Origin of the sequence: Campylobacter sp. RM12642 (genome assembly GCF_020137635.1) — a bacterium.
Classification (GTDB): Bacteria; Campylobacterota; Campylobacteria; order Campylobacterales; family Campylobacteraceae; genus Campylobacter_E.
In genome coordinates this window covers 1-15,719 of the sequence record NZ_JACGAT010000013.1, presented here as the reverse complement: position 1 = coordinate 15,719, position 15,719 = coordinate 1, and the positions used below count along the sequence as shown (strand labels likewise).

The following is a 15,719-nucleotide window of genomic DNA, read 5'->3' as shown; positions in this document are numbered from 1 at the left end:
AGGAAAGATTAATGCTTGATACAATTGATTATTCAGTTAAACATTTTTTTAAACATATTTTAAGAAGTAAATTAGAAACCACAAATTCTTTAGATGAAGCTGAATATTATGGTGCTAGTATTTGTTTAGGAGATAATGTAAAAGAATTATTTTGTTATTTAATATTTAAAAAAGAAAGCTTACAAGCTCTTGCTTCAAGATTATTAGGCGATGATGATAAGATGAGTGAAGATGATTATTGTGATTTATGCAAAGAAGTAGCAAATCAAATCATAGGTTATGCAAAAAGATTATTAGCTGATGCTTATGATGATTATTCAATTAGTGTGCCTGAATATTTAGGAAGGGTAAGTGATTTTAAATTAGGCTTTACTCACGAGTTTTTTTATAAACTAGAAAATAATACCTTTTGCGTTGGTATAGTAGAGAAGAAAAAATAATGCAAACACAAGAGCAACCTACTAGAATTCTAAATGCAACTTATGAAGAATTGCTAGATGTTAGCGTAGATTTTATAAGTGAGTTAGGAACTACACAACTTAGCGTTAGAGAATTTTTAGAACTTGGAATTGGCTCTGTTATTGATTTAGAAAAACCAGCAGGTGAGAGTGTAGAACTTTATGTAAATAATAGAATTTTTGGTAAAGGCGAAGTAATGGTTTATGAAAGAAATTTAGCAATTCGTATAAATGAAATACTAAGCTCAAAAACCGTTATTCAATATTTTAAAAAAGAGTTGTGATGAAAAAAATAATCTTGCTACTAATTAGTTTAAATCTTTTTGCGAACAATATCATAAATTATAATATTTATAAAAGAGATGATAGGATTGATGTTATGCTAAGCTTTGATTCTCCATATAACGCAAAAGATGGAGATATTAGAATATTAAGTGGAAGCGATTATGTAGGCGTAGTATTAAATAATGTTAAAATTTCTGAAAGAAATTCTCAAATATTAAATATGCCTTACGCAGAACAATTATTAATGTATCCATTAGGCGAAAGCACGGTTTTAGAATTTAAAACAAAAGAAAAAATAAATGTCATTCCTGCACTTACAAAAGATGATGGTTTTGGGCTTAGAATTAGAGTTATGCCAAAAACCACAAACCAAGTGCAAAATAATGAAATAAAATATGCAGAAGATAATAATATAGATAGTAAATTGTATTCAATGATAGGTGTTTTAGCAATATTAGTTTTGATATTAATATTTGTAAAAAGACAACTTGCAAAAAAAGGAAAAATATCTAATTTAAATTCTAAGCAAAAAGTTGCTAGTTTTTTAAATATTAATGAAAATCAAGCCGTAGTAATTTGTGAAAAACAACTTGATAAAGATAACAAATTCATAGTTATTGATTATGAAAATTCAAGATACAAATTAATAATAGGAAATACAAATATTTGGCTTGATGCACCTAATCAAACTGAAGAGAATTTTGAAAGTTATTTTGAAGAAAACAAACAAAAATTACAAAATATGATAAAGCAAAATGCTCTTAATTCATATAAAGAAAAAATAAGTAAAATATAAGGAGTTAAAATGAGAAATAGAAATAAAAAAACAAAAATAACAATATTTTTTTCAATAATTATAGTTGTTGTATTGGCAAGTTTTATTGCTTTTTCAAATACTTTTGAAAGAATTGCTCCTAATATTTCTTTAGACAACAACCAAGAAGATACAATTTATTGGAATGCTAGAGATAAAATAAATTTAAAAGTTGAAGATAATTTAGGACTAAAAAATTTAAAAGTTGAATTTAGTAAAGATAACGAAGAAACAAAAAATATATTAATAAATAAAACTTTAAATGGTAAAGAATTTAATGTTGAATTAGACCTTCCAAAACCAAAATTTAATGAAAAATTAGATAAATACACAATATATATTAAAGCTAATGATAAAAGTTTGTGGAATTGGTTTGGTGGAAATGTAAGCGAAAAAATAATTAATGTTATAGTAGATAATAAAAAACCTCAAGTAAGCGTAATAGCTAATTCATACAATATAACTCAAGGCGGTGCTGCTAGCGTTGTATTTTACGCACAAGATGATAATCTAACTGATTTATATATAGAAGTTAATAATAGAATTTTCAAAGTTGCTCCTTTTATGAAAGATGATTATTACATAGCTTTAATTGCTTGGGACTTAAGAGATGGAGATGAATTTGAAGCTAGAATTGTTGCAAAAGATAAAGCAAATAATATAATTAAAGAAAGAATTCCATACTATTACTCAAATAAAAAATATAGAGTTTCACATATTGAAGTAGGAGACGCTTTCATTGATGGTAAAATTAGAGATTTGTATGAAGCAAATTCTGATAATTCTTTAAGCGATAGAGCTTTAATATTTGACTTTGTGAATGCAAAATTAAGACAAGAAAATGAAAAATTAATTCATAAAGTTACACAAGTAGTAAGCAATGAATTAGTGACTGATTTTAAACTAAATGCGTTTTTACCACTAAAAAATGGTATGAAAGTTGCAGATTTTGGTGACCATAGATATTACAAATATAATGGAAATCAAATTAGTGAAAGCTATCATATGGGACTTGATTTAGCAAGTACAAAAATGGCACCTATTGTGTTAGGAAATGATGGTAAAATAGTTTTTGCACAAGATAATGGAATTTATGGATTAAATTTAATAATTGATCATGGTTTAGGTCTTTATACTTTATATGGACACTGCACTAAAAAAAATGTAGAAATTGGCGATATAGTTAATGCTAAAAGCACTATAGCTAATACGGGAACAAGTGGTTTAGCATTAGGGGATCATTTACATTTTGGTGTTTTGGTTCAAGGTGTTGAGGTAAGACCAGAAGAGTGGATGGATACTAAGTGGCTTAATGATAATATATTTGGAATTATCAAAAAAGCAAAAGAAGTTATAAACAAAAAATAAGGGAAAAAAATGTTACAAACTACAATAGCTAAAGAAGTAACAAATGTTGGAATTGGACTACATAAAGGTAGTGCTATTAAGATAAAATTTAGCCCACTAGGTGCTAATAGTGGAGTGGTATTTCATAGAACAGATATTAATAAATTTTACGAAGCAAATTATAAAAGCGTAATCAATACTCAAATGGCTACGGTAATTGGAGATAAAGATGGTTATATATCTACAATTGAGCATTTAATGAGTGCTGTTAGCTCTTATGGAATTGATAATTTATTAATAAGTATTGATGCAAATGAAGCACCTGTTTTAGATGGTTCAGCAGCTGGTTTTTGTGCTATGCTTGATGAAGCAGATATTAAACAACTTGACGCTAAAAAACAAATATTTGTTGTTAAAAAAGAAATAAAAGTTCAAGAAGGAGATAAATTTGCAAGTCTTAGTCCTACAAATGCTCCTACTTATGATTTTACTATAAACTTTAAGCACCCATCAATTAATACTCAAAACTATATTTACAAGGCTAATAAACAAAATTTCATAAATGAAATTGCAAGTGCTAGGACTTTTGGGTTTTTAAAAGATGTTGAGTATTTAAAATCAAAAGGATTAGCATTAGGTGGTAGTTTAGAAAACGCTGTTGTTTTAGATGATAATGGCATATTAAATCCTGAAGGATTAAGATTTAGCAATGAATTTGTAAGACATAAAATCCTTGATGCGATTGGTGATTTATATATGTTAGGTAAAGCAACTTTTGCTAACTATAAAGCTTACGCAAGTAGCCATGATTTAAATCATAAACTAACTCTTGAATTGCTAAACAATCCAAATTCTTATGAATTAGTAACTCTTAGTGATGATACAAACAAAGATTTATTAAAGGCATTCACATTAAACTTTTAGTAGTGCCTATGGCAAATCTCATTGGAATATATGATGATAATAATTTGTTAAAAGAAGAAATCAAAATCATAAATAAAACCAGTGAAGATTTGCCAAAAATTATGCAAGAACTATTAAATAAATATAATTTTAGCGAATTAGCCTATGCTAATGGACCAGGCTCATATATGTCTTTAAAAATTGTTTATGTATTTTTAAGCACAATTGCCCTTGTTAAAAACATACCATTAAAAGCAATTAGTGGTTTTACATTTACAAAGAATAATTTAATAAAAGCTAATAACAACTTATATTTTACCCTTGCTGATGATAAAATCAAATTAATTAAAAATGATAATTTTAAAGATGAGTTTTTTATACCAAATGAGTATAATTTCAAATTCTTAGAAAGTAATTTGCCAAATTATTTTTTACCTGCTATTTAGGAATATAAATGAGAAACGAAATATGTTTAAAATCACCCGCTACTAGTGCGAATTTAGGTGCTGGATTTGATTGTCTAGGACTTGCTTTAGACTTTTATAATGAAACAATAATTAAAAGAAATAATTTTTTTAAAATATCTATTAAGGGTGAAGGTGAAGATAATCCTTATCTTAAAAAACATAATTTATTTATTACCATTTTTAATGAAACTTACATAAAGCTAACTGGTAAAAAAGACTTATTTAGCTTTAATTTCATAAACAATATTCCTTTAAGTCGTGGATTGGGTAGTTCTAGCTCTATAATTGTAGGAGCAATTGCTAGTGCTTATTATCTAGCAGGACTTGAAGTTAATAAAGATACCATATTAAACAACGCCTTAATATACGAAAATCATCCTGATAATATTAGCCCTGCGGCACTTGGTGGATTTGTTTGTTCGGTAGTTGATAAGGATAATGTAAAATATATAAAAACTGATATTTCTAGTGATGTTAAAGCAGTAGTTTGTATCCCAAATAAACAAATCTCAACAAATGTTAGTCGTTCGGCTTTACCTAAGCATTTAAGCATTGCTGATACTAGCTTTAATATAAGCAGAAGCTCACTTACAACTGCAGCTTTTATGAGTAAAAATTATGAAATGTTAAAGATTGCAAGTTTTGACAAGCTTCACGAAAATCGTAGAATGAAAGCTGTTCCTGAATTATTTAAAGTGCGTGAATTAGCTCGTAAAAATGGTGCATTAATGAGTAATTTAAGCGGTTCTGGTTCAACTTTTTTTAATCTATGTTATAAAGATGATGCAAACAAACTAAAAACCATACTAGAAAATAATTTTCCTAATATGAAAGTATTAGAGCTTAATTTCAATAATCAAGGAATAATAATAAGCTAATTTTGCTTATTTAAATATTCCTTAGCTTTATATAAAATATCCTTATCTAAAACCTCATCAAAATACTTAAAGCTAATTCCGTGCTGAACATCTCCATCTATTAAATCCCCGCTTTTTCGGTTTTCTAAGTCAATTTCGGCTATTTTAAATCCATCTAAGGTATTAGCAAATTTAATCAATCTATCACTAAATTCAAACTTACTAAGCAAATAACAATAGCTCTTAACCCCATTTCTTCCTACTCTTCCACGAAGTTGATGAAGTGTAGATAAGCCGTATCGCTCTGGTGCAACGATTACAATTATGCTTAATCTTGGCAGTGAAATTCCAACTTCTACGATAGTAGTGCTTAATAATACATTTCCATTTTCAGCAAATTGCAATAATATATTATCCTTTTCTTTATCCTTGCCGTGCGTATAATAAACTTTATCAAAATTCTTCTCATAAAAGCTAATAACACTCTCAAGTGGTTTATAAGATGAGCTTTTGCTCTCTTCTATTAAAGGATAAACTATTATTGCTTGATGATTTTGTTTATTTTCGCTTTTTATGTGATTAAATAATTCATTGCTATTTGCTATTGTGATTAGTTTTGTTTCTATTTCTTTTTTAAATGGTAGTTCTTTTATGAAAGAATAGCTGTAAATATCACTATGAATTAATGCGGTTGTTCTTGGTATTGGCGTAGCTGAAAACTCTATATAATGCGGATTTTCTTTATCATTTGTAGCTAAATCTTTAAGCTTCATTCTTTGCTTAGCCCCAAATCGTTGTTGCTCATCAACCATAACTAAAGTAGCATCATCTAAACTAGCCCATAAAAGTGCGTGAGTGCCTATTACAAAATTTGCTTCTTTTAATTCATCTTGCATTAATTTAGTCTTGCTAGATACAAAATGCAATATCTTTAAAAACCCTGGCAAAAGTCTTTTAGCTTCATTATAAAGTTGTTGGGCTAAAACGCTTGTTGGTGCCATTAAAACCACTTTTTTAGGATAGCACATAAGCGCTGCTGCAAAAATCACTAAGCTTTTTCCACAACCAACATCTCCCATTACTATTCTAATTTTATGATGAATACTTTCAAGGTCATTTTTAATATCATTTATCGCATTTATCTGGTCGTTTGTCGGCTTAAAAGGTAGAGATTTTAGCCATTTGTTTATATCAAAAGTTTTAATTTTTTTATATAAAGTATCGTTTTTATAAGTTTCGTTAAGTCTTTTTATGTGATGGTAAATCTCAACGAATTTTAAGCATTCGTTTAATTCTTTTGAATTAAGCAATTTCATTGCTTCTTGGCTATTTTCTTTCATAATTAATAGCAATTTTATATGCTCATCTAATAAATTAAATTCTTTTAAAGCTTCATAAGTTAAATATTTATTTTTTATCTTACAAATCTCTTTATCACTTACACCTTTTATCAAATAATTAGCAGTGATTTCTCCACTATCTTTAATGATTTTTGGATTAATAAATTGCAAAAGCCCTGCAAAATCGCCTAATTTCCCATAAATAATCAGCTCTTTATTTATAGCAAAAAGTGCATTATGAAAAGGTCTTAGATTAAATATAGTAATAGTGCATTCACACTCCCAATTATATGAATATGCAATTATACTAAGCCTTTTGCCTGGTAGTTGTTTTTTAGATTTTATTATAACTTTTGTGCAATTTAGCTCATTTAATATAGGCTCATTATTTAATCTTAAATCATCAAATTTTTTAGGCATTAAAAGAGCTAATTCAACTATATCTTTACAAGATAATTTTTCTAAATCCTTATTCATTATTACCTATTACATAAAAACTAAGCTCGGTAATACTTTTTTGATTTTTTAAAAAATCATTACAAGTTTTAAGCTCTAAATCTTTAATTATCTTTGTAATTTCTCTTAATTCGCCTTGTTTTAAATCACTAAAACACTCGCTACTTGCAATGCTATGACGATTTTGAGTGGTTGAGTATTTTAAAATCTCACTACCTACTAAAAAATCTTTAGCCTTTTTAAACTCATCTTCGCTTATTCCAAATTCTACTAATCTTTTGAACTCTTCTTGAACTATTTTTATAGCTTCTTTTTTGCTTTCATTTTTTGTTTGTAAATAGCCTGAAATAAGATAATTTTTCTTAAACGCTACTAAAAACGCAAAAGCCGAATAAGCTAAGCCCCTTTTTACTCTGATTTCTTCGGTAATTCTTGAGCCAAATCCACCGCCTAAAACATAAATAGCAAGACTTATAATAGCTCTTTCATAAATGCTTTTAATCTCTACGCTGCTTATAAACCTAACAAAAGCTTGTGATATTTCTTTGCTTTCTTCTTTATAAAAACTCTCATTTATTTTTAATTTTTCATAAGAACTTTGCTTATTGTTTAAAAGTTTTTTAACTTTACTAATATCATCTAAATTTGCACTAATTACTATCTTATTTGCTTGATTTTTAAGGTTTAAAATATAGTTTTTAAATTCTTTTTCATCTAAAGCTTCAAAATCGCCAAATTTATCATTTTTAAAATCATTTTTAAAATAATTCTCATATAATTTCATCTTTGCTAAATTATCGTAATCTTGAATATGGATTAAAAAATAATTTTTTATTTTGTTTTTGATTAATTCAAAATTAGTAATTTTGGTATTTAAAAGCATATTATTAAAAGCATTTAAGCAATTATCAAGCTCTTTTTTAAGACAAACTATATCAAATGTAAAATCAAAATAATTAGCACTAGCACTAATATTAATTGCACTTTGCTCTAGTTTTATATAAAACTCATCATCTAAACTCTCATTGTAAAAAAACTCAGCTGCCATAGCATTAGCATTATGAAAAATCCTTCCGTAATTAGGATAGCTAATACTAATATATACTAAATCATCATTGGTTTTTAAATGCACGAAATTATTCATTGTAGTATTCCAAAATATTATATGCTGTATCTCTTTTAGCTGGATTTTCGCCTAAATCACGGATTAATTCTATCATTTGCTGTTCATTCATTCTATATTTTGCACCTGCAGCTGCAACAACATTTTCTTCCATCATAGTCGAGCCTAAGTCATTTGCACCAAATTTTAATGCGAGTTGCCCTACTGCACTTCCTTGAGTAACCCAAGAGCTTTGAATGTTTGCAAAATTATCTAAATATATTCTAGAAATTGCTAATAATCTTAAATATCTATTAGAACTTGCATTCATTAAATGTGGATTTTCAGCCTTTAATCTAGTATTTTTACCTTGAAAACTCCATAAAATAAATGCTCTAAAGCCACCTGTTATATCTTGAAGATTTCTTAAATAGTCTAAATGCTCAATTATTTCTTCATCGCTTTCAACATGCCCAAACATCATCGTTGCACTACTAAGTAAGCCTAATTCGTGAGCTTCTTTATGAATTCTTAGCCAAGTAGCAGTATCGCATTTACTAGGTGCTACCATATCTCTTACTCTATCGCTTAAAATCTCCGCACCTGCTCCAGGGATAGAAAACAACCCACAATCGCTCATTCTTTTTAAGACTTCTTTAGTGCTAATTTTGCTAATTTTTGCAATATATTCAATCTCAACCGCACTAAAGCCGTGAATTGTAATGCTAGGATAATTTGTGCTTATATATCTTAATAAATCTTCATACCAAGTAATATCAAGCTTTGGATGAACCCCGCCTTGAAATAATATTTGAGTGCCACCAATTGCTAATAATTCTTCAATCTTTTGTCCGATTTGCTCGTATGTTAAAATATAACTATCATTATCCTTTGCGTGGCGATAAAAAGCACAGAATTTACAATCAACTAAACAAATATTTGTGTAATTAATATTTCTATCTACTACAAAAGTAGTAAGTTTGCTTGGATGAAGCTTATTTTTTACCGCATAAGCAATCTGACCTAAAGTCGCTAAATCAGAATTTCTTAATAAATTAAGTGCTTGTTCTTTAGTAATTCTTGGGACTATTCCTTTTGGTGCATAAGGATTTTCCCAATCTTTATGGATATTAAATGCTGAAGTTTTATAATTTGTATTTATTTTTTTACTTAATAATGCTGCGTTCATATTGTCCTTACTTTATATAATTTATTAATGAGCCAAGACGCTCTATTCTACATTCAATCTTATCGCCACTTTTTAAAAATTTAGGTGGATTAAAGCCCATTCCAACGCCACTTGGAGTGCCTGTGCTAATGATAGTTCCAGCCTTTAAACAGGTGTAATTTGATAATTCTTTTAAGATATAAGGAATATCAAAAATTAATAAATTAGTATTAGAACTTTGTCTTAATTCATCATTTACAAAACATTCTATTTTTAAATTACTTGCTTCTTTTATACTAAGACCTGTATTAATAAAACTACCAAATGGACAAGAATTAGCTAAACTTTTTCCCATATACCATTGCTTATGTTTATTTTGAATTGCCCTATCACTAATATCATTTAAAATGGTATATCCTAAAATATAATCATCAAAATCACTTGTATCATCTAATTTATAAGCGTCTTTTCTAAGTATAAATGCAAGTTCGCATTCATAGTCTAATTTTTCGCCACTAATATCTAAAATATCAAATGGATTAGAAAACTCATTTACTCTTTTTGCAAAATAAACAGCTTCTTCTCTTTTGCCATCAAACTCAATTCCTTTAAATTTATAGCTTTCTTTTGCGTGTTCTAAATAATTTATCCCTAAGCATATAATATCTTGATAAGGAGATTTGATTGGAGATAATAACTTAACTTCGCTAAGCATAAAAGCATCTTCAATCAATTCTAATCTATCAAAATAAGAAGAATAATTTTTAAAATAACCCACCTTATTATTATCGCCTAAATTCCCATGATAAACTACATTATCTTTCATAAATCTAATCAATTTCATACTAACCCCTTTTTACTAGATTTTCTAAAATATATTGCTCTAATTTAGTCTTAGGTATGCTAAGTTCATTTGCTTTATTATAAATTTCAACAACAATTGCGTTGTATTTTTCATATTCAAAATGCGATAAATGTATTTGCCACGCTGCTTTTATTTGTCTAAGACTTGCTATTTTTCTTGTATAAATCTTAAAAATATCAAAACATATAAAAATAGCAGAAGTTACAAATACAGCACTAATTAAACTAAAATGAAAGTCAATTTTTTCAAATAAAAAATGAGTAGCAATAGTTAATGGAGTAAGCACGATTAAACACAATATAAAATATATAAAATAAGTATTAAAATAATTAAACTTAAAATGTAATTTCGCTGGGTCAATTAACATTCCTTCATTATAAAGGCTATTTGCTTCTATTAAATCTAAAAATTTTACAGGCTCATTTGAGAATTTAAAAAGCTTATTAATTAGTAATTCTTTCATTTCAATCCTTAAAAATTTCATTATATTTTAACGCTGCTAAATCAAAAAATTCTTTAGCTTTTTCATCTCCTAAAGATTTTTGAACGCACTCTTCAAATTCTGGTAAAAGTTTTAATAATTTATCTTTTAGTTCATCGCTAGGTAAAGTCTTTATGGTATTTAAAACAGATACTAAAGCTAAGGCTTTTTCTTTATCATTTTCAGGCATTAAACTTGCGTATTTATTAAATATTTCTTCTAAATTATCGCACAATAATGCACATTTTTCGTTTTCATTATGAATTAGGCTTAAAACTTCTTCTTGAGTAAAATTAGCTGTATTTTTTTCTTCTTTTCTTACAAAATCTCCATGTTTATCAAGCTCTTTAAAAACCTTTTTTAAAATAGTTACGAAAAACAATACTATAAAAATTATACCTATTACATAAATTCCAACTTCATTCATAGTCTATTTCCTTTTTTAAACACATTATCATAAACACTTAAAGCTACTGCTATAAAAATTATAATAAATGATATTAATTTATGTTGATTTATTGGCTCATTGTATAAAAAAATAGCAACTAAAAAAGAAATTATCGGGCAAATATATTGCATATATGAAAGTAATGTTAAGCTTAATTTTTGCGTAGCATAATTGTATCCTAACATAGGTAGCAAGGTTACAAGCCCACTAAGTGCAAGTAATACTCCTAAATAATCAATATCAAAATGAGCTAAATTTGTTGGGATAGAAAATAAAAATATTAAAGCAAAAGGAGTGATTAATAATGTTTCTAAGAAAAACCCATAAACGCTACTTACATAAACTTTTTTACGAATAATCGTATAAAAATTAACTAAGAGCGCTAAAGTAATTGATAATATAGGTAAAGCTCCTAAAGTAATTACTTCAAATAAACACGCAAAAATCACTAAACTAACACTAATAATTCCTAATTTACTCATATTTTCTTTTAAAAATACTTTTGCAAAAATTATCCCAAATAAAGGGCTTAAAAAATATCCTAAAGAAGTTTCTAAAATCAAATTCTTTTGAATCATATAAATATAAAGCCCCCAATCTCCACTAATTAAAGCACCACAAATAAAAAGATTAAAAGCCATTTTTAAAGATTTTAATTCTTGTAAAGCTTTTTTAAATTGCCCTATAATTATTAAAAATATTGCTAAAAATATAACCGACCAAACTATCCTATGCGACATTACTACAAAGGCATCTAATGTATTAAGTTGTTTATAAAAAATAGGCACTAAACCCCAAAATACAAAAACAACAAAAGCTACAAAAAATCCATAATTCATAAAAATTTTTCCTTAAAATGTAAAACTTATCTCATATAATCATAATTTACTAAATTAAAAAAAGGAGAAACGATGAATTGGTCGCTAGATTCATATAAAAATTATAAAGCTCTTCAGCAACCAAACTATGAAAACAAGGAAGAATTAGAAAATGTAGTAAATGAATTAAAATCGTATCCACCTTTAATATTTGCTATGGAAGCAAATGAATTAAAAAACGAATTAGCAGCAGTTTGTAAAGGAGATGCGTTTTTATTACAAGGTGGTGATTGTGCTGAAAGTTTTAATGATTTTAGTGCAAATAATATCCGTGATATGTTTAAATTATTTTTGCAAATGGCATTAGTTTTGCAATTTGGTGGGTCAAAAAAAGTAGTAAAAATAGCTCGTATGGCAGGACAATTTGCAAAGCCTAGAAGCTCTGATTTTGAAAATAAAGATGGTATAAGCTTACCAAGTTATCGTGGAGATATTATAAATGATTGTGAGTTTTGCGAAAGTGCAAGAGTGCCAAAAGCTAAAAAAATGCTAAAAGCTTATATGCAAAGCTCTGCTACGCTTAATTTGCTTCGTGCATTTAGCGTAGGTGGACTTGCTGATTTAGCCCAAGTGCATAAATGGAATTTAGGTTTCGTAAGACGCGCTGATATTGATGATAAATACGCACTTTTAACTCAAAGATTAACAGAAGCACTTGATTTTTTTAAGGCTTGTGGAATAACTAGCTTAAATGATGCTAGATTGCACGAAACAAAAATCTACACAAGCCACGAAGCCTTGCTTTTACCTTACGAAGAAGCACTTACTAGAATAGATAGCTTAAGTGGAGCTTATTATGATTGTTCAGCTCATATGCTATGGATTGGCGAGAGAACTCGTGGGCTTGATGATGCTCATGTGCATTTTTTAAGCGGAGTTAAAAATCCAATAGGTGTTAAAATAGGACCTAGTGCTAGTGCTAGTGATATATTAGCCTTAGCTGATAAGCTAAATCCACAAGATGAAGCAGGAAGATTAAATATAATCATTAGAATGGGTGCTAGTAAGATTAAAAATCTTGAAAATATCTTTAAAGAATTAAGCAAAGAACAAAGAAATATAATCTATAGCATAGACCCAATGCACGGCAATACTCAAAGCGTAAATGGCTATAAGACTAGAAAATTTGATGATATTTTAGATGAAGTTAAAAATTTCTGGCATATTGCAAGAGCTAATAATATAATTCCTGGTGGGGTTCATTTTGAAATGACAGGACAAAATGTAACCGAATGTTTAGGCGGAAGCGTAGGAGTTAGCGAAAGCGATTTAGCAAGACGCTATGAGACCCAATGCGATCCTAGATTAAATGCAGACCAAGCATTAGAACTTGCATTTTTAATAGCTGAATTAATGAAGCAAAAATGAAAAACATTGTTTTAATCGGTTTTATGGGCTGTGGTAAAAGCACAACTGCAAGAAGGCTTAGTAAGATTATTAAAAAAGAAGTAGTAGATACTGATAGCATAATCAAACAAAGAACTGGGCTTGAGATTAAAGAGATTTTTGAGCGTTATGGAGAAGAATATTTTAGGAATTTAGAAAAAGAATTAAGAGATGAATTAGCCACAAAAAGTGATTTAATCATCTCTTGCGGCGGTGGTTTTGCTAATTTACAAGATTTAAGAAAATTAGGTTTTGTAGTGTTTTTAGACCTTAGTTTTTACAAAATCGCAACAAGGCTTAAAAACGATACTAAACGCCCATTATTTGATGAAAAGGCGAAATTGCTTTATGATAAAAGAATGCCACTTTATAATAACGCTTGTGATATAAAAGTAAATATTTTAAATCTAAAAGCAAGAGAACTTGCTAAGATTTTAGAATTTTTCTTAGGCACTAATATCACAAATGATGTTAGAAAAGCCTTTATAAAACCTAGCCTAAATAGAAAAATAAATCGCAAAATTAAACCTATAAAAACTGATAAGTTTAAATTAAACCCAATAAGAGCTAATTAACTTAGCTCTTATTATCGCTTCCCCATTTACACATCATATTAAGAATTGGTATTAATGATTTTCCTTTATTGCTTAGACTATATTCAACCTTAGGTGGGATTTGCGGATATTCGGTGCGTATTATTAAATCATCTTGCTCTAATTCTTTTAATGCCTTTGTTAAACTCTTAAAAGAAATTCCAACAAGCATTCTTTTAAGCTCATTATATCTTACAATCTCATTGATTGATAAAAGATACAAAATACTCATTTTATATTTTCCTGAAATTAGGTTTAGCGTATAATAAATTCCACATTTATTATAATCATTTTTTCTTTTCATTACTCTCCTTTTGGTTAGTATCTAACAATTTTGTTCGTATTGACTTAAAATAAAGTAAAAATTATAATCTAATTTTATTTTTAAACAAGGAGAAATTATGAAAAATGTTTTATTAGTTAATGGTGCTAAAGCTTTTGCTAATGCAGGTGCAAGACTTAATGCAAGTTTGCAACAAGTTGCGTATGATACTTTAGTAGAAAATGGTTTTAATGTAGAACAAACCATAATTGATGATGGATATGATGTATTAGATGAAGTAGAAAAATATGTAAGAGCTGATATTATAATTTATCAAATTCCAGGATTTTGGATGAATGCACCTTGGATAGTATGGGAATATTTTTCAAAAGTTTTTGGAGCTGCTTTTGGTAAATTATGTGCTAGTGATGGAAGAAGTAGAAGTGATGCTAGTAAAAAATACGGCTCTGGTGGGCTTAGTCAAAATAAAAAATATATGCTATCTTGGACTTGGAATGCACCTGAAGAAGCATTTACTGATAAAGAGCAATTTTTTGGTGGTGTCGGTATTGATGGAGTTAGCTTAAATCTTCATAAAACTCACGAGTTTTTAGGTATGAGTGCACTTAAAACTTTTGCTTGTTATGATGTAGTAAAAGACCCGCAAGCAGAAAAATATTTTAAAGACTATAAAGAACATATCTTAAATGAAATAGTAAAAAAATAATATTTTGGATTTAGTTTTTCTAAATCCAAAATTAAAAAAATTTAAATTTATTTTAAATATTTTTAATAATTTTTTAATTTAAATTACAAGCAAATAATTTATATTGTTTTAAGTTCATATAACCTATAATCAAAATCTTAATCTAAATCAACAAACAAGGAAAAACTATGAAACTATCAACCAAAATTGCATTGTTTTCATTCATTGGAATTTTAATTAATTCTATAGTTTTAGTATCACTTCATAAATACTATGATAACTACTCTGTAAACTACACAAAACATACGGTAGAAGATGAAATTTTAACAGCTAAAAAACAGCAAGTTAAAGCTCTGGTAGAAAGTGTTATGAAGTATTCTGGTGCTATTTATGAAGAGTATAAAAATGATAATAACTTAAGTGAGTTTAAAAATAAACTACAAGATTATTTATCTAAAGTAAGATTTGGTAGAGCAAATAGTTATTACACCGTGTTTGATAAAGATGGAAACATATACTATCACCCATCTGCTTCTTGGATAAACAACAATAAATTTAACGAAAAAGACGCAAAAGGAATGTATTTCATACAAGAAATGATTAAGAGTGCTGATAATAATGATGGTTATATAAGATATTTTTATGAAGATTCAAATTCTAATAAAGTTACTGAAAAACTAGCATATACAGGTAAGGATAAAGCAAGTGGGCTTTATTTTATGACTTGGTTATCTTGGGAGACAATTAGCAAAACTTCAATAGAAAAAGTATCAAAAGATACAGATGAACAAAGCTATAATAATATGATTACTTTTATAATCACTACTGCACTTATAATAATTGCGATTGTAAGCTTATCAATTATCTTCGTAAAATTCCAAATCACTCGCCCACTAAACAACC

19 protein-coding genes are annotated in these 15,719 nt (G+C 27.8%); 11 read left to right on the top strand and 8 right to left on the bottom strand.

Annotated elements, in window-relative coordinates; translation table 11 throughout:
• Positions 1–11 precede the first annotated feature (11 nt).
• The 7 genes from AVBRAN12642_RS06040 to thrB are packed head-to-tail and all read left to right on the top strand — an operon-like array spanning position 12 to position 5,152.
• Entirely contained in the window at positions 12–440 is a 429-nt protein-coding gene (locus tag AVBRAN12642_RS06040; RefSeq protein WP_214118123.1) for a chemotaxis protein CheX, read from the top strand.
• Complete coding sequence (gene fliN / locus AVBRAN12642_RS06035; protein ID WP_214118125.1) at positions 440–742, top strand: flagellar motor switch protein FliN; 303 nt, start codon at positions 440–442, stop codon at positions 740–742. The genes AVBRAN12642_RS06040 and fliN overlap by 1 nt, the downstream gene beginning before the upstream one ends.
• Positions 742–1,539, top strand: coding sequence for a hypothetical protein (locus AVBRAN12642_RS06030; protein ID WP_336608110.1), 798 nt, complete (start codon positions 742–744; stop codon positions 1,537–1,539). Before fliN ends, AVBRAN12642_RS06030 begins: the two co-directional genes overlap by 1 nt.
• A 9-nt stretch (positions 1,540–1,548) precedes the next feature.
• Entirely contained in the window at positions 1,549–2,925 is a 1,377-nt protein-coding gene (locus AVBRAN12642_RS06025; RefSeq protein WP_214118130.1) for a M23 family metallopeptidase, read from the top strand.
• Between the two features lie 9 nt (positions 2,926–2,934).
• On the top strand, positions 2,935–3,828 hold the full coding sequence (lpxC, locus tag AVBRAN12642_RS06020) for a UDP-3-O-acyl-N-acetylglucosamine deacetylase (RefSeq protein ID WP_336608109.1): 894 nt from the start codon (positions 2,935–2,937) through the stop codon (positions 3,826–3,828).
• Positions 3,829–3,836: 8 nt separating this feature from the next.
• On the top strand, positions 3,837–4,253 hold the full coding sequence (locus tag AVBRAN12642_RS06015) for a tRNA threonylcarbamoyladenosine biosynthesis protein TsaB (RefSeq protein WP_214119905.1): 417 nt from the start codon (positions 3,837–3,839) through the stop codon (positions 4,251–4,253).
• 8 nt (positions 4,254–4,261) lie between these two features.
• A complete protein-coding gene (gene thrB / locus AVBRAN12642_RS06010; RefSeq protein ID WP_442862364.1) occupies positions 4,262–5,152 on the top strand; it encodes a homoserine kinase in 891 nt (296 codons plus the stop codon).
• On the opposite strand, the gene recG is transcribed toward thrB, so the two are convergent.
• Genes recG through rarD form a run of 7 tightly spaced genes read right to left on the bottom strand, consistent with a single transcriptional unit; the run spans position 5,149 to position 11,830 of the window.
• Positions 5,149–6,948: an ATP-dependent DNA helicase RecG gene (gene recG / locus AVBRAN12642_RS06005; protein WP_336607433.1), complete on the bottom strand. Its 1,800-nt coding sequence runs from the start codon at positions 6,946–6,948 to the stop codon at positions 5,149–5,151. The genes thrB and recG overlap by 4 nt on opposite strands.
• Positions 6,941–8,071, bottom strand: coding sequence for a M16 family metallopeptidase (locus AVBRAN12642_RS06000; RefSeq protein ID WP_336607432.1), 1,131 nt, complete (start codon positions 8,069–8,071; stop codon positions 6,941–6,943). The genes recG and AVBRAN12642_RS06000 overlap by 8 nt, the downstream gene beginning before the upstream one ends.
• Entirely contained in the window at positions 8,064–9,218 is a 1,155-nt protein-coding gene (locus AVBRAN12642_RS05995) for a dehypoxanthine futalosine cyclase (RefSeq protein ID WP_336608108.1), read from the bottom strand. The genes AVBRAN12642_RS06000 and AVBRAN12642_RS05995 overlap by 8 nt, the downstream gene beginning before the upstream one ends.
• Positions 9,219–9,225: 7 nt before the next feature.
• Entirely contained in the window at positions 9,226–10,041 is an 816-nt protein-coding gene (locus AVBRAN12642_RS05990; RefSeq protein ID WP_336608107.1) for a fumarylacetoacetate hydrolase family protein, read from the bottom strand.
• 1 nt (position 10,042) lies between these two features.
• The gene (locus AVBRAN12642_RS05985) at positions 10,043–10,525 is read right to left on the bottom strand and encodes a hypothetical protein (RefSeq protein WP_214118144.1); all 483 of its coding nucleotides are present in this window, start codon (positions 10,523–10,525) and stop codon (positions 10,043–10,045) included.
• 1 nt (position 10,526) lies between these two features.
• Complete coding sequence (locus AVBRAN12642_RS05980) at positions 10,527–10,970, bottom strand: hypothetical protein (protein ID WP_214118147.1); 444 nt, start codon at positions 10,968–10,970, stop codon at positions 10,527–10,529.
• Positions 10,967–11,830: an EamA family transporter RarD gene (gene rarD, locus AVBRAN12642_RS05975; RefSeq protein WP_336608106.1), complete on the bottom strand. Its 864-nt coding sequence runs from the start codon at positions 11,828–11,830 to the stop codon at positions 10,967–10,969. The genes AVBRAN12642_RS05980 and rarD overlap by 4 nt, the downstream gene beginning before the upstream one ends.
• Before the next feature lie 72 nt (positions 11,831–11,902).
• Here rarD and AVBRAN12642_RS05970 point away from each other — a divergent pair, with 72 nt between their 5' ends.
• Together AVBRAN12642_RS05970 and AVBRAN12642_RS05965 are read left to right on the top strand one after the other, a co-directional pair.
• Positions 11,903–13,237: a class II 3-deoxy-7-phosphoheptulonate synthase gene (locus AVBRAN12642_RS05970; protein ID WP_214119911.1), complete on the top strand. Its 1,335-nt coding sequence runs from the start codon at positions 11,903–11,905 to the stop codon at positions 13,235–13,237.
• Entirely contained in the window at positions 13,234–13,830 is a 597-nt protein-coding gene (locus AVBRAN12642_RS05965; RefSeq protein WP_214118152.1) for a shikimate kinase, read from the top strand. Before AVBRAN12642_RS05970 ends, AVBRAN12642_RS05965 begins: the two co-directional genes overlap by 4 nt.
• Before the next feature lies 1 nt (position 13,831).
• Here AVBRAN12642_RS05965 and AVBRAN12642_RS05960 read toward each other — a convergent pair whose 3' ends face one another.
• The gene (locus AVBRAN12642_RS05960; protein ID WP_336607427.1) at positions 13,832–14,152 is read right to left on the bottom strand and encodes a winged helix-turn-helix transcriptional regulator; all 321 of its coding nucleotides are present in this window, start codon (positions 14,150–14,152) and stop codon (positions 13,832–13,834) included.
• A gap of 97 nt (positions 14,153–14,249) precedes the next feature.
• Between AVBRAN12642_RS05960 and AVBRAN12642_RS05955 the strand changes: the two genes are divergently transcribed.
• Together AVBRAN12642_RS05955 and AVBRAN12642_RS05950 are read left to right on the top strand one after the other, a co-directional pair.
• Positions 14,250–14,837, top strand: a complete 588-nt coding sequence (locus tag AVBRAN12642_RS05955) for an NAD(P)H-dependent oxidoreductase (protein ID WP_214150300.1) — start codon at positions 14,250–14,252, stop codon at positions 14,835–14,837.
• 167 nt (positions 14,838–15,004) lie between these two features.
• A partial coding sequence (locus tag AVBRAN12642_RS05950; protein ID WP_336608105.1) for a cache domain-containing protein occupies positions 15,005–15,719 on the top strand: 715 nt, incomplete at its 3' end.